This is a genomic window from Alkalibacterium sp. AK22, from assembly GCF_000585255.1.
Lineage (GTDB): Bacteria > Bacillota > Bacilli > Lactobacillales > Carnobacteriaceae_A > Alkalibacterium.
On sequence record NZ_JANL01000042.1, the window covers coordinates 177,718 to 199,059 of the forward strand.

Here is a 21,342-nt window from a genome sequence, read left to right on the forward strand (position 1 = left end):
CAGGCAGCTGATAGATCTGCGGCGGCTATCTGATTAAAGGTTTTAAACGTATCCGCTCACGTTCAGTCTATGGAATAAAGGCGGATAAAGGGCTGCCTGACTGCTCAAATCCGGGCGGGATGTGTTTTCTCCGGTTTATTTTACCCTAAAAATCAAGTATACTTAAGGGGTATAGGCTAAGTGAGGTGAAGATTATATGAAAAAATTATTTCAGCATGTGAAAGATACGTTTGGTGTGACGTTCACTGATGAGTCCGTACTTATCGAGGCGTTTACCCATTCATCCTATGCGAATGATCATCGTGATAAAGAGATCAGAAATTTGGAGCGACTGGAGTTTCTTGGAGATGCTGTACTGGAAGTGACGGTATCTGAATACTTGTACCATAAGTACCCTAACCACCCGGAAGGTCAACTGACCCGTATGCGGGCGTCGATCGTGCGGGCGGAAAGTCTGGCGATGCTAGCGAAAGAGTACGAGCTGAATTACTATTTGCGGCTCGGCAAGGGGGAAGAGCAGATGAACGGCCGGACACGTCCGTCACTTTTGTGTGACGTGTTTGAGGCTTTTATCGGGGCAGTATTTGTCGATCAGGGAATGGATGTCGTCAAGGAGATTTTAAAAGAGATCCTCTTTCCTAAAATTGATTCCGGTGCTTTCTCTCATGGGATGGATCACAAAACAGCGTTGCAGGAACTGCTGCAGCGTAATGGTGTGGTGACGATTGAATACAAGGTGATGGATAAAAGAGGTCCAGATCATCAGAAAGAATTTGTTGTGGAAGTTTATGTGGAAGGCGATTCTCTGGGTATGGGAATTGGCCGGTCTAAAAAGGCCGCAGAGCAGTCTGCGGCAAAAGTTGCATTGGAAAAACTGGAAGAATCGAACGAATCGTAGTGTTCGCTTGCAGCCTGAATGCTATGAAGGAGAGATAGACACGTGCAGTTAAAACGATTAGAAATCAAGGGTTTTAAGTCTTTTGCCGACAAGACGGTACTGGACTTTACAGACGGCATTACTGCAGTCGTCGGCCCGAACGGAAGCGGAAAATCGAACATCATCGAAGCGATCCGCTGGGTCATGGGTGAGCAGTCAGCCAAGACTCTACGCGGCGGCCGAATGCATGATATCATTTTTTCCGGAACCGATACGCGCAAGCCCATAAACATTGCGGAAGTCACCCTGGTTCTGGAGAATCAGGATGGCTTTCTTCCTGTGGAATTCGAAGAAGTCAGTGTGACTCGTCGCATCAACCGTAATGGTGACAGCGACTATCTGATCAACAAAGACGCCTGCCGGCTGAAAGATATCGTGGATCTGTTCATGGACTCGGGACTGGGGAAGGAATCCTTTTCCATCATCTCTCAGGGACAGGTTGAAGCGGTGTTCAACAGCAAGGCAGAAGACCGCCGGGCTATTTTTGAAGAAGCCGCTGGTGTGTTCAAGTACAAGACGCAGAAAAGCAAGGCCGAGCGTAAGTTGTTTGAAACCCAGGATAACCTGGACCGGGTACAGGATATCCTGTTTGAACTGAACGGCCAGCTGGAACCTTTGAGAGAACAGAAAGACATCGCTCAAAGTTATGTAAAGCAAAAAGAGGAACTTACTGATCTAGACGTGGCGCTCTCGGTCCAGACGATCGAAGCATATGCAAAGGAAAACAAGGCGCTGAAAGCTCAGACACAGAAGCTGTCAGAGCAGATATTGACCGTGACCACGGAGCTCGAACAGGACAGCTCGGTAGTCAAAGAAAAGAAGCAGGCTCTGCATAAGGTTGAAACCGAGCGGGACGCGATCCATGCCCGTCACATTGATTCAGTCAAGCAGATCGAACGGACCGAAGCCCGTCTGCGCCTTGTAGAGGAAAAAGAAAAGCACCAGGATGCCTTTTTAGGTGAAAAACAAGCGGGTCTAGAGAAGGAACAGGCCCAGCTGGATGCGCTCAAAGATGAACTTCAAGAAATCGAAGTGCTCTACAATGATCAGAATCAGACGGTACAAGAGCAGAAAAAAGCTTATCAGCAGAAGGAAGAGCAGCTGAACCGTCTGATGGGCAACAAGGAAGAAGCGATTGAAACACTGCGGGCACAGTATATCGAAGCCATGCAGCAAAAAACATCGCTCAACAATGAGGAAACGTATCTTTCTAGACAGTTGAGCCAGACTTCTTTGTCATCAGAAAAGCAGAAGAAACAGGTACAGGAAGTTACAGGTAAACTGGAAGAAACAAAAAGCTCTCTTAAAACCAAGAAGACGGAGCTAGATGAACTGAAAGTCGGGCTGGATCAGCTGCTGAAGCAGTTCAAGCAAACCAAAGCGGAACTCGATGCCCTCAACGGCGCCTACCAGCAAAAAGCCGACCGAATCATGCAGCTAGAGCGCCAGCTGAACCGGGCTCAGGCCAAAAGACAGAGTCTGGCTGAAATGCAGGAGAACTATGCCGGTTACTTTGCCGGCGTTAAGGCAGTTATGACTGCCAAGGATCAACTGGAAGGCATCACAGGTACTGTCGCTGACATGATGGACGTGCCCGCAGACTATACCGAAGCGATCGATGTGGTCCTGGGGGCAGCTAGCCAGTTTATAATCGTAGAAAATGAAAAAGCAGGACGCCAGGCCATCGCCTACCTGAAACAGAAAAAAGCCGGACGGGCGACCTTTCTGCCCCTGACGACTGTCAAGCCGCGCTCTTTGTCCCCGGTCAATATCGACCGGGCCAGCAGTGTTAAAGGCTATATCGGCATTGCCAGTGAACTGATTCATTATGACGATAAAGTCAAGGCGGTCATGGGCAATCTACTTGGCTCGACTATTGTCGCCCAGGATCTGCAGTCAGCCAATGCCATCGCCAAAGCCGTCAATTATTCTTCCCGCGTTGTCAGCCTTGAAGGAGACGTGATGAACGCCGGGGGATCCATGACCGGTGGAGGCGGCAAACGTTCGTCCAATGCTCATCTCTTTTCTCAGAAAAAAGAAGAAAAAGCTCTGCGCATCGAAATCGACGAACTGGAAAAAACACTTGCTCTGAGAAAAGCAGAAAGTGAGCGCGAGGACCAACGCCGAGCGGAACTAAGCACACAGCTAGAAGACTTGCGGGAGAGTGGTGAAGATCGCCGTCTGGCTGAAAAACAGCTAGAAAACGAAGTAACGCAGCTAAATGAAGCGACCGTGCGGCTTGAGCGTGAGAAAACTGGTCTGCTCTTTGAAAGTGGCGAAGCCCAGACAGAAGAAAAGAGTCTGACAACTCAACTCAAGCAAGTCCAACATGACCATCAACAGGCTGTAAGTCGCCTGGAAGAACTGAAAGCCGAAATGGATCAGCTGTCCAGTGAAAAAGAAGACAGCGAAGCTCAGAAAGACCGGCTGCAGACTGAAAAATCGGCTATCTTAGAAAAATGGAACCAGGCCCGCGAAATGCTAGCGTCCACCCGTTCCAAGAAAGATAGTGTGTCTGCACGCATAGCTCAAACTGAAGCAGCTGTCCAGTCACTCTCTGTTGAGCTGGATCAGCTCCAGCAAGGAGAAGAACTGGAGTCAAAAGAAGATTTGCAGGACCGTCTCAACCAGCTGAAACAACAGTCTGAGGCTCTAGATACAGAAGAACAGGCTTTAAAAGACCGCCATGCCCGGCTTGATGATGCTGTGTCTGAACTTGACGATACTATCAGCCTGCTCCAGGACAAGCGTTCCATGCTTTCAGAAGAAAAAAATCAGCTGGAGATTCGCCTGTCACGCTGTGATGTTTCGATCGACCACTTGCTGGAATATCTGTCGGAAGAATACTCAGTAAGCTATGAGGAAGCCCGGCTGAACCAGCCGGAAAATCTGGACAAAGAAGAAACCCAAAAGCGGGTGAAACTCCTCAAACGCGGAATAGAGGAACTGGGCCCTGTCAATCTAGCTGCAATCGAGGAATATGAGCGCGTTGCCGAGCGGCACGATTTTCTTGCCAGCCAGCAGCAGGATCTACTTGAAGCCAAGGAAAAATTATATGACACCATGGACCAGATGGATACGGAAGTCAAAAAGCGCTTCTACGAAACCTTCAGTCAGGTTAAAGAACAGTTTGCCCTGGTCTTTCCGCGGATGTTCGGGGGAGGAAAGGCGCAGCTGCGTCTGACCGATCCAGAGAACCTGCTGGAATCCGGTGTAGAGATTGAAGCTCAGCCGCCAGGAAAGAAACTGCAGTCTCTAAGCCTGCTTTCTGGGGGCGAACGAGCGCTGACTGCCCTGTCCCTGCTCTTTGCCATAATTCAAGTCCGTCCGATTCCATTCTGTATCCTGGATGAAGCCGAAGCAGCCCTGGATGAAGCCAATGTCAGGCGCTTTGGACGTTATCTGCATGAATTTGCGTCGGACACTCAGTTCATCGTTATCACGCACCGTAAAGGAACGATGGAAGAAGCGGATTCTCTGTACGGCGTGACCATGAGAGAAAAGGGTGTGTCCAATCTGGTGTCCGTACAACTGCAGGATATCGATGAAACGGTAGAACAAGCATAAAACGGAGGTCATTATGTCAATTAAATTAGTAGCCATCGATCTGGACGGCACCCTGCTGAACAGTCAGCGGCAAGTGTCGGAAGAAAACAAGCAAGCCATTCAAAAAGCTAAGGCCCAGGGAGTCAAAGTTGTCCTCGTCACCGGGCGTCCCCTTAAAGGTATGCTGTCTATTTTGGAAGACTGCGGTCTGACCGAAGAAGGTGATCTGGGCCTGACCTATAATGGCGGACTTGTGCAGTGGACTCAAACTGGCGAGACGCTCAGTCAGATCACCCACTCCAAAACCGATGTTCTGGACGTCTATAAACTGAGTCAGAAGCTGGACCTACCCTGCAATTTCATCGACTTGGATACGGTCTATGAGCCCCCCTATCCAAAAGACAAGCCGTCACAGTATTCGCGACACATGAAAGCTCTGCCTTACGAGCCAGTCGACATGACCGATCTGCCGGACCCATTTCCAATCAACAAGATCGTGATGTGCTGGGACCAGGAGGAACTGGACCAGAAAGTACAGGAGATTCCGGATACTTACCGCGAACGCTATACAATTATGAAATCCAGAGACAATCTGCTTGAGGTCCTGCCGAAAGCGGTAGACAAGGGCAAGGGCCTCAAACTGTTGAGCGAACTGCTGGATATTGCGCTTGACGAAATGATGGCCATTGGAGATCAGGAAAACGATCTCGCTATGGTCCAAGCGGCCGGCATCGGGGTGGCCATGTCCAATGCTTTGGATAGCGTCAAAGAGAATGCGCAATTTATCACCCGTTCCAATGATGAGCACGGTGTTGCTTATGCAATTGAGCGATATGTGTTAAACTGAGGGTGAAGCAGTAAAAAAAGCGAGAGAAAGAGTGAAGCCACGATGGGATTATTTGATAAAATAAAATCCGCCTTTACCGGAGCGGAGACAAAAGACCAGTCGACGGAAGAAGTTAAAGACATTAAGGCAGTCGAGGATAGTTCGGCTGTCAAGGACGTTGAGGAAGTCGTCGAGTCGCCGGTTGCCAAGGACACCACTCTTGAGCCCGAAGACACGAAAAGAGAAACAGAGCAGTACGAAAAAGGACTGAAAAAGTCACGTGTATCCTTCACACGCCGTCTGAATGAACTTTTGGCCAACTTCCGATATGAAGATGAGGAATTTTTCGAGGAACTGGAAGATTTGCTGATTGAATCCGATGTCGGCTTTGAAGCGACGATGCATATCGCCGATACGCTGCGCTATGAGTCCAAAGTCCAGAATGTCCGTTCCATGAAAGATGCTGAACGTGTCATTGTGCAGACTATGGTCGATATGTACGGAGAAAGCAATCCTGATCACCACGAATTTAACGAGAATCCAGACGGTCTGACGGTCGTTCTCTTTGTCGGGGTTAATGGTGTGGGGAAAACAACGACCATTGCCAAAATGGCTCATCAGTATATCGACAAGGGCAAGAAAGTCGTTATGGCTGCGGGAGATACTTTCCGTGCCGGAGCCATCGAACAGCTGCATGTATGGGGGGATCGTGTCGGAGCCGAAGTAGTCTCTACCAAGCAAGGCGGAGATCCGGCCGCCGTCGTTTTTGACGGCATTAAAACTGCCCGGGAATCAGGAGCGGATATCCTGCTGATCGACACCGCCGGCCGTTTACAGAATAAAAAGAATTTAATGAATGAGCTGGAGAAAATGAAACGTGTGATCTCCAGGGAGATTCCTGAAGCGCCGCATGAAACACTGCTGGTTTTAGATGCCACAACGGGGCAGAATGCTTTAAACCAGGCCAAAATCTTCCAAGAAACCACTCAAGTATCTGGAATTGTTTTAACGAAGATGGATGGAACAGCTAAAGGGGGAATCGTTTTGGCTATCGGCAAAGAACTGGGTATCCCGGTGAAATTTGTCGGCTTGGGCGAGACCATGAACGACTTGCACTCATTCGATACAGAGAAATTTGCTTATGGTCTGTTCAAGGAACTGATCGAGCAAACAGCATAATTTAGAAACCAGACAGCAAAGAAGGTGGCTTACAAGATGGAATTGGAAAAAACACTGCGTATGAACAGTCTGTTTGCCTTTTACCGGCCGCTGTTGACACCCAAGCAGCAGGAATACATGCGGCTTTATTATGGCGATGACTACTCGCTTGGGGAGATCGCAGAAGACTTTTCAGTCAGTCGCCAGGCTGTGTATGACAATATCAAACGTTCTGAAGTGATTTTGCAGAATTATGAAGACAAGCTGCACCTGGTCGAAGAATTTGACAAAAAACAAAAGCTCGTCGATAAATTGAAAGCATATGTAGAAGAAAAGTATGAAGCAGACAACGAGCTGCTGTCTTTGATCGACAGCATTAGTCTGGATTCAATGAGAGAGGATTGAAATAAGTATGGCCTTTGAAGGGTTAACAGGCCGCCTGCAGGATGCCTTTTCCGGACTGCGTAAAAAAGGAAAAGTCACTGAGGCGGATGTCAAAGATGTAATGCGTGAAGTCAGGCTTGCCTTGCTTGAAGCCGACGTCAATTATAAAGTAGTAAGAAATTTTGTTAAAACGGTTCGTGAAAAATCGCTGGGTGAGGAAGTTCTCGGCAGTTTGAACGGCGGACAACAGGTCGTCAAAATCGTTAATGATGAACTGACGGAACTAATGGGTGGCGAACAGGAAAAAATCGTTTTCGCTGAGCCCGGACAAGGACCGACCATCTACATGATGACCGGTCTCCAGGGTGCCGGTAAAACGACGACAGCCGGGAAACTAGCCAACTACTTGCGCAAGCATGAAAACAAGAAACCGATGATGGTTGCTGCCGATATTTACCGTCCAGCAGCGATTGATCAACTGCAGACGATTGGACGCGATCTGGATATCCCGGTCTTCAGCATGGGAGACCAGGTTAGTCCGGTCGAAATTGCTGAAAAAGGAATCCAGCAGGCAAAAGACGAGAATCGTGACGTTGTCATTATCGATACGGCGGGACGTCTGCATATCGACGAAAACCTGATGACTGAACTACAGGATGTCAAACAGGCAGTCGATCCGCATGAAATCTTCCTAGTCGTGGACGCCATGACTGGACAAGATGCCGTCAATGTGGCGGACTCCTTTAATGAACGTCTAAATATTAGCAGTGTGATTTTAACCAAACTGGATGGGGACACACGCGGAGGAGCCGCTCTGTCCATCCGTTCCGTGACGGAGAAGCCGATTAAGTTCACAGGTACCGGCGAGAAACTGGATGCTTTAGAGCCGTTCTATCCAGAACGTATGGCCAACCGTATCTTGGGAATGGGAGATATCCTGACCCTGATCGAGCGGGCCCAGCAGGAAGTTGATGAAGAACGGGCAGAAGAAATGGCTGCTAAGATGCGTGAAAACCGCTATGACTTCAACGACTTTATTGAACAGATGGATCAGATGACCAACATGGGACCGATGGAAGACATTTTGAAAATGATCCCGGGGATGAACAATATTCCAGGCATGGCTGATTTCCAGATGGATCCAAAAGACATTGCCCATATGAAGGCAATTGTGATGTCTATGACTCCTGAAGAGCGTGAAAATCCGGATATCTTGTCGCAAAAGCGCAGACGCAGAATCGCTAAAGGATCTGCCCGTGATATTGCTGAAGTTAACCGTATGATCAAGCAGTTCAAGCAATCCAAAGAGATGATGAGCAAGATGTCTAAAGGGAAGATGGGCAACATGCCTGGCCTCGATAAACTCATGGGCGGCGGTGTCAAAGGTAAACTAGGCAAGATGGCCATGAACGGTATGGCTAAAGCCGGTGGCGCAGGCAAAAAGAAAAAGAAGAAAAAAGTTGTCCGCAAGAAAAAATAAGGGTAACTGAGTAAGACTGCATTTGAATAAGAGAAAAGAGGAAAAGAACAGGAGGCTTCCTGTTCTTTTTTCAGTTTTTATCGCAATTTCTATAGCAACTGAGTAGTTTTTTGTCCTGAGTTGTCGCGCAAACCTCCTTTGCGAAGCAACTCAGGGATCTTTTCGATGGAGTTGTCGCGCAAACCTCTTTTACGGAGCAACTCAGGGATCTTTTCGATGGAGTTGACGCGCAAACCTCTTTTGCGGAGCGACTCAGGGATCTTTGGGATGGAGTTGACGCGCAAACCTCTTTTGCGGAGCAACTCAGGGATTTTTTCGATGGAGTTGTCGCGCAAACCTCCTTTGCGAAGCAACTCAGGGATCTTTGGGATGGAGTTGACGCGCAAACTAGCAGTCAAATAAAATAGGGAGGATCTTAATTGAGTTGCTGAAGCAGAGGATGAACCTCTACCCGAAAACTAGACACTTAAAAAAAGAGTGTTGTAGTTTTCGGAGTATTTTTTAAACAGCAAAAAACGACTGCTTCATTTATGAGCAGTCGTCCGGTCAATAATTATTTTTGTACAGATAACTAAAGTGGAGAGGACGGTTGAAAACCCTAAAGTATTCAGCAGCAGTTCAAATTCGGACCAGATAGATGTGAAGGCTGTACTGGAAATGAGGGAGACCGTTCCAAATAGAGTGACCGCAGCAGCAAAGGTCAGAAGCAGCCAGTAAATGATATATTTGATCATTGTTAACCCCTTTGATACTTATTTTTTAATTATTCATATAGAGTATAAGGGAACAGCATAAGGAAGTAAATATTCTTAGGCATATTTAAAATGGCACGCACCAGCTGTTTATGCTAAGCTGTAATTGATGATACATAATATGCAGTTAAATCACTTGACAGGAGACGATGTAAACGGTGATCTTACATACAGAGCGACTGACGCTGCTGTCTTGTACGCCTAAGGCGCTTGAAACGTATGCAGCTTCTGGATACAGCTATGGTCCGCATATCGAAAGCTTTTTAGAAGATCTGGCAATAGATCCTGAACTTCACGGCTGGGGCGTATGGCTAGTAATTCACACAGAGGAAAACAGGATGATTGGCGATATGGGCTTTAAAGACCGACCGAATACCGAAAAGGAAGTAGAAGTGGGCTACGGTATCTTTCCAGACTATCAGAACCGGGGATATGCCACGGAAGGGTTGAAAGCCCTGATTAAATGGGCCTTCCAAATTAAAGGAGTTCATGTAATCAAGGCAGACTGTCAGACTGACAATCTGCCCCCAAAGCGTGTGCTGGCGAAAGTCGGTATGCAGCTGTCTTATCAGCAAAACAGGTTAGACTACTGGATTTTAAAAAAGGACTCGTGTCAATAGTAAGTCATTTGAATATCTGTAGATAAATAAGCTTTAACAAAGGAGGAACGATCATCTTTAACAAAGTATTGCTTCGTTATGGTATACCCTATACCTTGTTAACCTTGCTGCTGCGTAATGTCTTGGATACGCGTCTGGGGCACTGGATGTATGCGCTCAGCTTCTTCGGTTTGATTGCAGGCTTGCTCAGTTTTTCCGGTATATACGTTTACTACACGATCAAGCAGCAGGTTTACAATTTTCGCTACCGCAAAAAACACCAGGAATCAGAGTAGACGGGAGTCGGCTCTGGTTCCTGATAGACGGATCTTTTACATGGACGTGCATAAAGAAAAGCCCCTGCCTGAAGTTTTAAGGGCAGGGGCTTTCTCTTCTTTTTAGCGGTCATTCGGATCGACCCAGTGCATCTTTTCGTCGACTAGTCGCATGAGCTGTTCCAGTTCCAGCTTAGTGGCCATGTCATCATGATACAGTAAGTTCTCAACCCGTTTTCTGGGCACCTCAAGTGCTTGGGCCAGCTCATCTAAGGTCAGAAGATTCCTGTCCAGGAGTTCTTCGACTCGGGCACTGTAAATCACGAACTCAATCTCCGGATCTGTCAGATTGTCGTCTGCAGAAAATTCCAGCTTCAGGAGTTCCTTCAAAGAGGAGATTTCTAGAAGCACACCGATGCCTTTGGCCATCACTTTCATCTGACGCATGATGTAGTCTCTGTCTTCAAAATCCATTCTGATCACTGCCTTCAATTTAATGGTTTAAGTATAACACAAGCCGGGAAAGACAGCTGATTGCAAGGATTTCTACTCTGTAAAGAAAAAGCACTTTACATTACCGTTTTTCCATGTTATGATTACTATCGTGAGTTTGATTGAGAAGAAAACTCAGACTTAAAGGTTCTTTATATATAAAGATTCCCTTGAAAAATTAACAGGAGGTGCAAGTCAAATGGCAGTAAAAATTCGTATGAAACGTATGGGTTCTAAAAGAAATCCTTTTTACCGTTTAGTTGTTGCTGATTCTCGTGCTCCACGTGATGGACGCATTATCGAGCAGGTTGGAACATACAACCCTGTATCAGAACCAGCTGAAGTAAAAGTTGATGAAGAGTTAGTATTGAAATGGTTGAAAGATGGCGCTAAACCGTCTGATACTGTGAAAAACTTACTATCTAAAGAAGGAATCATGAAAAAATTCCACGATGAGAAATACAGCAAGTAATTCTCTAACTGAATAAATCGTTGAAGAAGAAAAGAATGGGGCTGGTTCAGTTTGAGCGCTCCTTCTTTTCTTCCTTCTATATACTGAGACTACTTATAAAGGATGGTACGTATGACTGATACAGAAATGCGTGAATTGATTAAAACCATTGTCGAGCCATTAGTCAGTCATCCAGATGAAGTCGAGTTAGACTTGAAAGAAACAGACGACTTTCATGAGTATATGTTGTCTGTTCATCCAGATGATGTCGGACGCGTCATTGGGAAGCGCGGACGTATTGCCAAGGCGATTCGATCAATCGTTTACAGCATACAGTTCGACGGCCCGAAACGTGTACGTCTAACTATTGTTGATTAAGTCAGTACACCTGTGCGTTGCCGTTACGGTCACACATAGCAGTTAAAGATTGACGGGGTGACTCTTAGCAGTCATCCCTTTTTTCATGAATTTTTCAGGAAAGGACAAGTTTAAATGGAATTTTATGATGTAGGTAAAGTGGTGAATACCCATGGATTAAAGGGAGAAGTCCGAGTCATTTCAGTGACTACCCTCCCGGAAGCCCGCTATCAGAAAGGCGCTTCCCTGATCTGGTTCGGTAAGGACGGCAGGCAAGAAGAGCTGACTGTCCGGACGCACCGTAAGCATAAAACGTTTGACCTGCTGGCATTTGACGAGTACTTCAACATCAATCAGGTGGAACAGTTTGTCGGCGGCACGCTCAAAGTCAGTGAAGAAGATCTGCTGGAGCTGCCAGAAAATGAATTTTACGTTCACGAACTGATTGGCTTGACCGTTATCGACAACGACTCTGGAGAGACTATCGGTAAAATCAAGGAAGTCCTGTCACCGGGAGCTAATGATGTCTGGGTGGTGCAGCGTCAAGGCCAGAAGGATCTGCTGCTGCCGTATATCGAGCCGGTCATATTGGATGTCGATTTTGAAACAGGCATCGTAAAAGTACACGTAATGGAAGGGCTGGACGAATGAAGATAGATGTAGTCACACTGTTTCCAGAAATGTTTGATGGCCCGCTTGGGCATTCTATAGTAAGCCGGGCCATTGACAAAGGTCTGGTTGAAGTCAACCGGGTCAATTTCAGACAGTTCGGCAAAGGAAAGCATCAGGTCGTCGATGATACCCCTTATGGCGGGGGAGCGGGTATGCTATTGAAGCCGGATCCGCTTTTTGAAGCGATGGAATCGATCGAAACCAGAGAGCGTGAAACTAAAAAGCGGGTCATCCTCATGGACCCGGCCGGTAAGCCTTTCAATCAGGCGATGGCAGAAGACTTTTCAAAAGAAGAGCACTTGGTCTTTCTCTGCGGCCATTACGAAGGCTATGACGAGCGTATCCGAAGCCTGGTGACCGATGAAGTGTCCCTCGGTGATTATGTCCTGACCGGCGGCGAACTGGCTGCCATGGTCATGATTGATGCCTCTGTACGACTCTTGCCGAGTGCTTTGGGCAATGCTTCCTCCGCCGAGACTGATTCGCACTCAAGCGGCCTTCTGGAACATCCTCACTATACCCGTCCCGCTGAGTACAAGGGAATGAAGGTACCGGATGTGTTGATGAGCGGCAATCATGCCAAGATCGATGAGTGGCGTCATCGGGAGTCACTGAAGCGTACTTTCTTCAGACGTCCGGATATGCTCGAGAAACGCGAGCTGACCCAGCAGGAAAAGCAGTGGATCACTGAGTTTGAAACGGAAAACTCTGACGAAGAGTCTTTATTTTAAAAGAAATCAAGCAAATGACCTTTACAGTATTAAGCCAGTATGTTAAAGTTAATAATTGAGTGGGCAACCACTCTTATTACGCAATATTCCGCTGAGACAAGTACTTATGAGTGTTGCGCGAGAGGAGAAGGATAAAATGAATCCATTGATCGAGGAAATCACAAAAGAGCAACTTCGTTCTGATTTGCCAGATTTTCGTCCTGGAGATACTGTTCGTGTGCACGCGCGTATCGTCGAGGGTGAACGTGAGCGTATTCAGCTGTTTGACGGTGTAGTCATCAAGCGTCGCGGCGAAGGCATCAGCGAAATGTACACTGTTCGTAAAATTTCTAACGGTGTCGGCGTTGAGCGTACTTTCCCAGTACACTCACCACGTGTTGCTAAAATCGAAGTTCTGCGTCAAGGTCGTGTACGTCGTGCTAAATTGTACTACCTACGTAACCTGCGTGGAAAAGCTGCTCGTATTCCAGAGCGCATCCGTAAAACTAAGTAATTCAATAGTTTTTCAAAGTCATCAGGCTCATAATGAGTGTGGTGACTTTTTTTACATACAGCCGTACTGACATATATACATGCTAAAGAAACAAAAAACGGCACTTCCTCAAAGAGGAGGGACCGCCCTTATTGTTTGAACACGTCACGTCAATACCGCCTAATGAAAAGCCTGCCTTAAGCACATCGCTTTATCCAAACAGCCAAGCAAATAAATCGTCAAAGCCTGGAAGGCCCAGTTGTCGGAGTAGGGGCAGTATGATGAGAGTCACTGCTACTGCTGAAAAAAATATTAGCCAGTCTTTTTTCTTAAGTTTACGCATGGAATTCCTCCTTAAGGTATCATTTTATTCTGACTGTCGTGTACTGTTTCTCATGATAACGCAACTATTCTCATTAAACTATCACAAATCAGCCGATCACTTAAAGCTGACTCTAAATAAATGAACGTAAACAGTGTTCTAGCACCGGTTATTGTGATTATTCTAGCTGTATGGGTCGAGATAGGATGAGAAGCGTGTAATAATCTTCACCGGCCCCTGTAATTAGTAAGCGTTTTATGGTATAATCACTCTTGTGCGAAAGAGTTAGACCATACTTAATCCAATGGAGGCAATATAATGAGTACAATTACAGAAAATTTTAGCCATCTGGCACAGGAAAAAAAAATCCAGTTCAAATCCAAGGACATTGAAACCCCCGTTCGTAAAAAAGACGGCGAAGAAGTGAAGCAGAAGCAGGTCGTGTATCAGACAGCCCTGCGCGTCAACAAGGAAAAGGCTGTGGCCTGCGGTGTGATCATTCACGATGCGGATGCCGAGCGCGTCAACTATCAGATCACTTACAATAAGATCGGCTATGTCACAGACAGAAACAAGCTGCCTGAAATCGTGACCAAACTGAATGAGCTGAACGCTATGCGTACTGGCTATTACCGCTTGGTTATTTCAGGAGACGGCGAAATTATCATGCGTCACTTGGGTATTACTGGCCACGACGTGAAAGCAATGATGGATGTCTTTGTCTTTGGCGGACGTATCCTGAACGCTTTGATTCCTGAACTTGAAAAAATTGAAGGTCTGGATCTGACTCAGCGTAAAAACTAAACACGTAAAATAAAGAAGTGAGGGAAGGCATGGGAGAGCATTTATTTGAAGCAGTTATCCATAATGCTGACGGAGTTGACGGAACAGCTTATGTAGAAGGCGACGGCAAACTGTCCGTGACAGTATCCAGTCCGACGAGTGAGGAGCCAGGGACCAATCCGGAAGAACTGTTCGGACTGGCCCTGACGACTTGTTTGAATGCGACGATACAGTCTCTGCTGAAGGCTCGCAGGCTCGATAATCGCAGCAAAGTGACTACCAAAGTCAAACTGAAGCGTGAAGCAAGCGGTGTCGGTTATTTTTTTCAAGTCGATATCCTTGCGATGATCGAGGGGCTTCCCCTTGATCAGGCTGAAGCTATCGTCCGGTCGGCAGACAGGCGCTGTCCAGTAGCCAAGTTGACTCAAAACGCCCAGACAATCACCTTGACCACTGTCCCTTATACAGCCTGACTCGAGAGACACTGCAGCCTCCAACTGCGGTGTCTTTTTTGCGAGTGAAAGGCTGTACTAGGGACTGCTAGCGACTTAAAATCACCAGCGATTCAACGCCGCGATCAATCAACTTATTATGGTTGAAAATTGATTTTCACCCTTTTTTGGTTTATACTAACGTTAATGAGCTGGAGAAAGGAGATGTTTGATGGATACGCATAAGATTGCCTTAATTGCGGATATTGTGTCTTCAAAAAAACTGAATCAGCGCAGAACGACTCAGGATATCTTGAGCAGGCTGCTGACTTCAATTAATGAGCGATTCAAAAATACGATTGCTTCAAATCTGACAATCACACTGGGAGATGAATTTCAGGGAATCGTCGATTCTATGGAAACAGCCTTGCTGATTATCGACTGGCTAACACTAAAGCTGCAGCTAGAAACGAAGAAGGAAACCGGGGAAGAAGTTACCCTCCGCTGGGGGATTGGCATCGGTCGACTGAGCACACCCATTAAAAACCGGAAGATCAGCATCGGTACAGACGGACCGGCCTACTGGCATGCAAGGGAAGCGATTGATACTGTCCACCAGTACAACGATTATGGTCAGCTTAACGAACGGCTAAAGACCAGCACTCTGGAAGACGATTTTTACAACAGTGTGATCCGGCTTCAGAATGTCCTGCGCAGCGACTGGACCACCTCCCAAAAAGAGACCGCTTTTGCCATTTTAGATACTTGTGGCTATGCCGAATTTACAAACCAGACCGTCAAAGCTGCCTTGAATCAGTATTTAAATCAATCTTTTAGTGAGCAAACGGTCAGTAAGCGCATAATCTCCACGCATATCAAGCAGTATACTCAGTCTAGACGGTTGCTCGCGGAAAAGATAGAGGAGGGGAGGCGTGCTTATGATCATTGAAAGCCTGATCGCTCACATTGTCGGCTATTTCTATTTTTCAGGCTATCCACAAGAAAAGTATGACCTCGGTGCAGGGAATGAAAAGATAGATGCCCGCCGTTCTTTTTATGGATGGGGTCTATTTGCTTCAGGGATCGTCATTGCCGGTTTGAACGGAACCGGACGTTCGCTGGGCTGGCTGGCTCTCATTTTGAGCCTGGCTTTAGGGGAGAGGATTTTTTACTACTGGCTTGAACGCCCTCTCAGACACTGGCTGAAACAATTGACCCAAGACGGCCGGCCTGCTGCCCAGGTATTCCACAGACACCGTCCGGTCATTCTGCTGGCTGTTCACCAGATCCTGTTTATCTTATGGATCCTCTTATTAAATAACCTGCTGTTTAGTCATCAGACATATCTGGGTCAGGCCCTTATCCTTATGTTATCGGTACTGGCGCTTTCGGGCTTATCTATCCGGGATAACCGTTTCAATAAAGAGCAGATCAAAGAGAACCTACTGATGGCTTCAGGCTATACAGTTATAAGCGGAATCGTTCTGTTCATTAGCCTGATGCTAATTGATCATCTGCCACCCGTCCAGCTGGTCCCGGATCAGCTCCACTCCCTAAGAACAGTAGAGGCCTATGTCATCCTAATGGGGCTAGCACTGATCATCCTTATACTCATGCGGCCTGCCAACCTGCTCATACGCCTAGTCAGCACACCCTACGACCCGAAAAGAGACCGTGCCTTTTCGGAATCTGAACAGGTTCCCGTCAGTAAAGACATGACGACAGATCATCAGACCTCGGGCTTTGAAGGAGCTGGCGCGATGATTGGGAATCTGGAACGTATTCTGATCTTTCTGTCTTTTTTATATGGCAGCCTGCTATCGGTGGTCGCTATTTTGTCGATCAAGGCTTTTGCCCGCTACAAACTGATTGCGGATGATCCCTACTTCTCAGAATACTTTGTGATCGGGACCATGCTGAGTGTTCTCATCACTTTTATAACATTTGCCGGACTGACAACCGTTTAAAAATGTTTATTCTATCACAAAAATAATTCAAACCCCGATATTTCCCGCTGCTTGCGTTAAGATAATAGGAAATAAAAACAAAATACTGTACAATAAAGACGCATGAAAAAATGTGACTCAGAGGAGAATAGTATGACATTTCGTAAAATAGAAGTTCAGGATCTGCCTGACATTCAATCAAAAGGAACACTCTATGCCCATGAAGAAACAGGAGCGCAGGTTCTACACCTGTCTAATGACGATCAGAACAAGGCATTTACAATCGGTTTTAAGACGCCCCCTTATAATGACAACGGGATCGCTCATATTCTTGAGCACTCCGTCCTGAACGGCTCTAAAAAGTATCCGTCCAAGGAGCCTTTTGTTGAACTAATCAAGGGGTCACTCAACACTTTCATCAATGCGATGACCTTTTCGGACAAGACTATCTATCCCGTCGCATCAACGAACGAGAAAGACTTTATGCACCTGGTTGGGGTCTACCTTGATGCGGTCTTCAGCCCTAACCTGTATGACGACGCCCAAATACTGGAACAGGAAGGCTGGCATTATCACCTGGAAGACGAAGATGACGACCTTATTTATAAAGGGGTAGTTTACAATGAGATGAAAGGGGCTACGGCTTCGCCTGAAGGCCAGTTGTATGACCATCTGTCCAGTCAGCTCTACCCGGACACGATCTATCAGTATAATTCCGGCGGGATTCCTAAAGCCATCCCGAGTTTGACCCAGGAAGAATTTTTGAACTTCCACCAAGACTACTATCATCCAAGTAATTCCCTGACGGTCGTGTATGGGGACATCGAAGCCGAAACGGTCTTTGAGTCACTTGAGGAATACTTTACCGGCATGGGCCGCAAGCAGCCGGCCGATTTGGACCTATCTATTCCTGAGCCAAAACAGGACCGGTTTGAGGCAACGTATTCGATTACAGAAGGAGACGATCCCAAAGGGAAAGACTACCTGGCTCTGGGTTGGCATGTGCTGGAACCAAAAGATGCGCTGGATAATTACGGGATGAAAGTCCTGGACGAGATTCTCTTCGGACACAATCAGGCGCCTTTACAGAAAGCCTTGCTTGACGCTGAAATCGGTGGAGATATTGAGAGTGACGTTGCTGATATCGGTTATCCAACAGCCTTTTTGATTACAGCCAAGTATGCTGACGCTAAAAACATCGAGCGCTTCCGGGAAATCACGGAAGTTACCCTGCAAGATATCGTAAAAAATGGACTAGATCCGGCCATTGTTCAGGCTGCCTTGAACAAAATCACTTTCCAAACCAAGGAAGCAGTCATTTCAGAAGACAATCCGCGCGGAGTCATTTATGCCATCAACGCCCTGAGCACCTGGCTCTACGGGCAGACGCCTTATGACCGTCTTCAGTTCTCCACATATTTGAATGAATTGGCTAAGCGTGCAGAAGAGGGATACTTCGAAGACCTGATCGAGCGCAAGCTGCTGAATAATAAAAACCGGGTAGAGATCGTCCTGAGGGCCGAACCCGGTAAGAGCGACAAGCTGGAAGCTCAGACACTAGAGAAACTGCAGGCCTATAAGGCAGAGTTGTCTGAAGAAGAGCTGCAAGCGATTATTGAAAAGACGAAAAAACTGGTCGAGCGTCAGGAGACTCCGGATTCAGCTGAAGATCTGGCAAAAATCCCGACCCTTACCCGTGAGGACCTTACGACAGATGAGCCGGACTATCCGTTGGAAGAATCCGAACTGTTCGAGAACACGCATTTCTACTATTCCGAACAGTTTACGTCAGGGATTGATTATATCAGTCTTTATTTCGACATCAGCGACTTTGAGGCCAGGGATTATGCGGCCCTGAGTCTTCTGAGCGACTTGCTGGGTGAACTGGATACCGCCCATTACGATGCGACGTCTCTGCAAACCCAGATTGATACGCATACTGGCGGCATCAGCGGGAAAGTCACCATCTTTGAAGACCAGGACGGCAAGCTGTCTCCTTACTTTGTGCTGTCAGGGAAGGCACTAAGTGCCCAGCTGGAAGATCTCGTAGACTTGATGAAAGAAATTGTCATGACGACGACATTCAATCAACAGGGAGAAATTTTAAAACTGGTTCAGAGCTTTATTTCTGACTTTGAAAACCGCATCAACTTTAGAGCGCATGTTATTGCGGCCAACCGCGCCTTGAGTCAGGTCAAGCCGCTGTCCAAGCTAGGCGAGCACCTAAGTGGAATCGACCAGTTTAACTACCTCAAGTCTACACGGGACGAGCTGAAAGGGGAGGCACCATCGAAGCTGAGCCAGAACCTTGCAGACATGCTTGACCGCCTGCTCAACAAGACCCGTCTGCATGCTCTTTATGTCGGAGACCGACAGCAAAGTGAGAAAGTCCGTCATACTCTACAAGCGGCGTTCAGTGAACTCGAGTCTACTAGCAAAAGCGAAGATGCGGCATATGAAGCCGGCGAGAAGCAGAATGAAGCCTTTGTTACTGCACAGGATGTGAATTATGTGGCGCTGGCTTCAGATGCCCGTGAGCATCTGGACTTCAATGGCCAGTCTCAAGTACTGTCCACAGCTTTCCGCTTTGATTACCTGTGGAACAATATTCGGGTCAAAGGTGGCGCATACGGCTCGCTATACATGCACAGACGCAACGGGAACATGGCACTGGCTTCCTACCGTGACCCCAATATCAAGAAAACACTGGAAACCTATAGACAACTTCCAGCTTACGTTAAAAATGTAGAGCTGTCCGAGTCTGAACTATTGAAATACATTATTGGGACACTGAGCCCACTGGAACAGCCTAAGTCTGCTTACAATAAGGGAATGACGGCTTTCTCCCGCTTTAAGCAGGGACTGTCCAGTGATGATATCAAACAGCTTAAAAAAGAAATCTTGGCTGCTGATTCGGCTTCACTGAGCGCACTGCATACGGCGTTTGAAGAAGCAATCAGTTCCAGTACTGTTTCTGTGATCGGAAACAAAGCTCAAATCGAAAAAGAAAAAGATCTGTTTGACGCCGTTTACGATTTATACTGATAAAGAAAAAAGAAGAAAGGAGTTCTGCCTATTCAGGCAGAACTTTTTTTCATGGAGGAAAAAGTCCCGTGCGGTCACCAGACAATGACAAAGACGAACGGTTTTGGGGTCAGTCCGGTCAGTACACCGGCAGAGCATCTGTCTTTATGGATCCCGCTGGCAGGATCTGTATGCAAAATAGGGTTGTTGTGAAAGGCTGCACCTATATTCTTTTGAGAGTCACTTATTTTCTGGTAAACTTTACATATTAAAAGGATTACACGGTTCGAATCGTGCCAGGAACAGGGGGGGACGCCTCACCGTTCGGTCTTTACCGATAAAACAAATTATCCCGAGAACAGGGGGCACGCTGAGGAACCTTTTCTTCTAATCATCATAAGGGAAGAGGAGGGCAGCTGAGTGTGACTTTTGGCATGCGAACGCAGAAAGGATGGGATGATGGCTCAAATAGACGAGGTCAAAGCGCAAATCATGAAGACGGTGACAGAAGTTAAGAGGACCAATCCGATGGCGGGATCCGTGACGAATTCAGTCACGATTAATCTTGTAGCCAATACACAGATTGCCGTCGGGGGGTCGGCAGCCATGGTTTATCTCCCGGACGAAGCAGAGGCTCTCGCAAAGGCAGGAGAGGCCACCTATATCAATCTGGGAACGATGCTTCCGGTCTATGAAGAGACGCTTACAGTAGCAGTCAAGACACTACGAGAAGCCGATCGCCCCTGGGTGCTGGATCCAGTCGGAATCGGTATGGGACGCTTGAGAACCGACATGCTCGAGATGTTTAAAGACTACAAACCTGAGATCATTAAAGGGAATGCTTCAGAAATCATTGCTCTTGCGGGTCTCTGGGGTCTTGATGAAGGAAGCCAACAGGCAGGAACACGTGGCGTAGACACCACGGAATCCGTCGATGAAGCCGTGGGATCAGCTGTATCGCTGGCCAGGTGTACAGGGGGTGCGGTGATCGTTTCTGGAGAAACCGACCTGATTACGGATGGCAAGCAAGTCGCTACAAGCAGAGGGGGGTCTAAATTTTTAGGTCATATCACGGGGGGAGGCTGTGCACTAGGCGGGGCCGCAGCCGTCTACCTGACCAGAAGCTCACCCTTTATTGCCGCTTTAACTGCTGTTCAGGTCTTTAATGTGGCCGGCCGACTGGCTGAAGAACAAACAGACGCTCCGGCAAGTTTTCAGGTCGCCTTTTTGGATGAACTCTACAAGGCCTGGCCTGAAGCAGTCGCACACAATCATTTTGAAATGGAGGAGTATAGAGCATGAATACATTAGTAGCCGTATCAATCGTCCCTATCGGTGTAGGGGATGAAATCAGTGCCGAGGTCGCTGAGGTCATTAAAGTCATCCGAACATCTGGCCTGCCTAACCAGGTCACATCCATGTTCACTGAAATTGAAGGTCCCTGGGATGAGGTCATGGCCGTCATCAAGGACGCTACCCGCGTGCTAGCGGATAAAGGCATTCGAACAGAAGTCATCATCAAAGCTGACATCCGGCCCGGTTATGAAAATACAATCAAGTCCAAGACAGAAAAAATAAACTTTATCCTTGGGAATCCTGATTCCTGATTTGTCTTGTAGACGAAGCGTCCTGCTTTCCCTTGGAGGAGTGCGGGACGCTTTTTTTGTCTGCACCTGTTGATTTATGTATCATCATTCCACAGAC

Annotated in this window: 23 protein-coding genes; 20 read left to right on the forward strand and 3 right to left on the reverse strand. The window is 47.2% G+C overall.

Annotated elements, in window-relative coordinates; genetic code table 11:
- Nucleotides 1-196 precede the first annotated feature (196 nt).
- Genes rnc through ffh form a run of 6 tightly spaced genes read left to right on the forward strand, consistent with a single transcriptional unit; the run spans nt 197 to nt 8,331 of the window.
- Entirely contained in the window at nt 197-898 is a 702-nt protein-coding gene (rnc, locus tag ADIAL_RS10265; RefSeq protein ID WP_034303234.1) for a ribonuclease III, read from the forward strand.
- 42 nt (nt 899-940) lie between these two features.
- On the forward strand, nt 941-4,504 hold the full coding sequence (gene smc, locus ADIAL_RS10270; RefSeq protein ID WP_034303236.1) for a chromosome segregation protein SMC: 3,564 nt from the start codon (nt 941-943) through the stop codon (nt 4,502-4,504).
- A 13-nt stretch (nt 4,505-4,517) separates the two neighbouring features.
- Entirely contained in the window at nt 4,518-5,330 is an 813-nt protein-coding gene (locus ADIAL_RS10275; RefSeq protein ID WP_034303238.1) for a Cof-type HAD-IIB family hydrolase, read from the forward strand.
- Nucleotides 5,331-5,372: 42 nt separating this feature from the next.
- Nucleotides 5,373-6,488: a signal recognition particle-docking protein FtsY gene (gene ftsY, locus ADIAL_RS10280; protein ID WP_034303240.1), complete on the forward strand. Its 1,116-nt coding sequence runs from the start codon at nt 5,373-5,375 to the stop codon at nt 6,486-6,488.
- 36 nt (nt 6,489-6,524) lie between these two features.
- The gene (locus ADIAL_RS10285; protein WP_034303242.1) at nt 6,525-6,872 is read left to right on the forward strand and encodes a putative DNA-binding protein; all 348 of its coding nucleotides are present in this window, start codon (nt 6,525-6,527) and stop codon (nt 6,870-6,872) included.
- Between the two features lie 7 nt (nt 6,873-6,879).
- Nucleotides 6,880-8,331 (forward strand): signal recognition particle protein, encoded by a 1,452-nt coding sequence (gene ffh / locus ADIAL_RS10290; RefSeq protein ID WP_034303244.1) that lies wholly within the window; start codon nt 6,880-6,882, stop codon nt 8,329-8,331.
- Nucleotides 8,332-8,855: 524 nt separating this feature from the next.
- Here the strand turns inward: ffh and ADIAL_RS10300 are convergent.
- Nucleotides 8,856-9,065 carry a hypothetical protein gene (locus ADIAL_RS10300; protein ID WP_034303248.1) on the reverse strand — a complete coding sequence of 70 codons (210 nt, stop codon included), beginning with the start codon at nt 9,063-9,065 and terminating at the stop codon, nt 8,856-8,858.
- A gap of 176 nt (nt 9,066-9,241) precedes the next feature.
- On the opposite strand from ADIAL_RS10300, the gene ADIAL_RS10305 reads away from it, so the two are divergent.
- Both ADIAL_RS10305 and ADIAL_RS10310 read left to right on the forward strand, forming a co-directional pair.
- On the forward strand, nt 9,242-9,703 hold the full coding sequence (locus ADIAL_RS10305; protein WP_034303250.1) for a GNAT family N-acetyltransferase: 462 nt from the start codon (nt 9,242-9,244) through the stop codon (nt 9,701-9,703).
- Nucleotides 9,704-9,798: 95 nt separating this feature from the next.
- Nucleotides 9,799-9,978: a hypothetical protein gene (locus tag ADIAL_RS10310; RefSeq protein ID WP_155849218.1), complete on the forward strand. Its 180-nt coding sequence runs from the start codon at nt 9,799-9,801 to the stop codon at nt 9,976-9,978.
- A gap of 102 nt (nt 9,979-10,080) precedes the next feature.
- On the opposite strand, the gene ADIAL_RS10315 is transcribed toward ADIAL_RS10310, so the two are convergent.
- On the reverse strand, nt 10,081-10,431 hold the full coding sequence (locus ADIAL_RS10315; RefSeq protein ID WP_034303254.1) for a hypothetical protein: 351 nt from the start codon (nt 10,429-10,431) through the stop codon (nt 10,081-10,083).
- 217 nt (nt 10,432-10,648) lie between these two features.
- Between ADIAL_RS10315 and rpsP the strand changes: the two genes are divergently transcribed.
- The 5 genes from rpsP (at nt 10,649) to rplS (ending at nt 13,153) form a co-directional block, all read left to right on the forward strand.
- On the forward strand, nt 10,649-10,921 hold the full coding sequence (gene rpsP, locus ADIAL_RS10320) for a 30S ribosomal protein S16 (protein ID WP_034303256.1): 273 nt from the start codon (nt 10,649-10,651) through the stop codon (nt 10,919-10,921).
- A 111-nt stretch (nt 10,922-11,032) separates the two neighbouring features.
- A complete protein-coding gene (locus ADIAL_RS10325) occupies nt 11,033-11,278 on the forward strand; it encodes a KH domain-containing protein (protein ID WP_034303260.1) in 246 nt (81 codons plus the stop codon).
- 114 nt (nt 11,279-11,392) lie between these two features.
- Nucleotides 11,393-11,908 (forward strand): ribosome maturation factor RimM, encoded by a 516-nt coding sequence (gene rimM / locus ADIAL_RS10330; RefSeq protein ID WP_034303263.1) that lies wholly within the window; start codon nt 11,393-11,395, stop codon nt 11,906-11,908.
- Nucleotides 11,905-12,660 carry a tRNA (guanosine(37)-N1)-methyltransferase TrmD gene (gene trmD, locus ADIAL_RS10335; RefSeq protein ID WP_034303266.1) on the forward strand — a complete coding sequence of 252 codons (756 nt, stop codon included), beginning with the start codon at nt 11,905-11,907 and terminating at the stop codon, nt 12,658-12,660. The genes rimM and trmD overlap by 4 nt, the downstream gene beginning before the upstream one ends.
- Nucleotides 12,661-12,796: 136 nt before the next feature.
- A complete protein-coding gene (rplS, locus tag ADIAL_RS10340; protein WP_034303269.1) occupies nt 12,797-13,153 on the forward strand; it encodes a 50S ribosomal protein L19 in 357 nt (118 codons plus the stop codon).
- 190 nt (nt 13,154-13,343) lie between these two features.
- On the opposite strand, the gene ADIAL_RS11630 is transcribed toward rplS, so the two are convergent.
- Nucleotides 13,344-13,475 (reverse strand): hypothetical protein, encoded by a 132-nt coding sequence (locus tag ADIAL_RS11630; protein WP_269317880.1) that lies wholly within the window; start codon nt 13,473-13,475, stop codon nt 13,344-13,346.
- A gap of 297 nt (nt 13,476-13,772) precedes the next feature.
- Here ADIAL_RS11630 and ADIAL_RS10345 point away from each other — a divergent pair, with 297 nt between their 5' ends.
- From ADIAL_RS10345 to ADIAL_RS10375, 7 genes are all read left to right on the forward strand, one after another.
- Complete coding sequence (locus ADIAL_RS10345; RefSeq protein ID WP_034303272.1) at nt 13,773-14,258, forward strand: hypothetical protein; 486 nt, start codon at nt 13,773-13,775, stop codon at nt 14,256-14,258.
- Nucleotides 14,259-14,287: 29 nt separating this feature from the next.
- Entirely contained in the window at nt 14,288-14,710 is a 423-nt protein-coding gene (locus ADIAL_RS10350) for an OsmC family protein (RefSeq protein WP_034303275.1), read from the forward strand.
- 190 nt (nt 14,711-14,900) lie between these two features.
- Nucleotides 14,901-15,617, forward strand: coding sequence for a SatD family protein (locus tag ADIAL_RS10355; protein ID WP_034303277.1), 717 nt, complete (start codon nt 14,901-14,903; stop codon nt 15,615-15,617).
- The gene (locus tag ADIAL_RS10360; protein ID WP_034303279.1) at nt 15,607-16,635 is read left to right on the forward strand and encodes a hypothetical protein; all 1,029 of its coding nucleotides are present in this window, start codon (nt 15,607-15,609) and stop codon (nt 16,633-16,635) included. Before ADIAL_RS10355 ends, ADIAL_RS10360 begins: the two co-directional genes overlap by 11 nt.
- 132 nt (nt 16,636-16,767) lie before the next feature.
- Nucleotides 16,768-19,659 (forward strand): insulinase family protein, encoded by a 2,892-nt coding sequence (locus tag ADIAL_RS10365; protein ID WP_034303282.1) that lies wholly within the window; start codon nt 16,768-16,770, stop codon nt 19,657-19,659.
- Nucleotides 19,660-20,097: 438 nt separating this feature from the next.
- Complete coding sequence (gene thiM / locus ADIAL_RS10370) at nt 20,098-20,940, forward strand: hydroxyethylthiazole kinase (protein ID WP_034303284.1); 843 nt, start codon at nt 20,098-20,100, stop codon at nt 20,938-20,940.
- Entirely contained in the window at nt 20,937-21,245 is a 309-nt protein-coding gene (locus ADIAL_RS10375; protein ID WP_034303285.1) for an MTH1187 family thiamine-binding protein, read from the forward strand. Before thiM ends, ADIAL_RS10375 begins: the two co-directional genes overlap by 4 nt.
- Nucleotides 21,246-21,342: the final 97 nt, after the last annotated feature.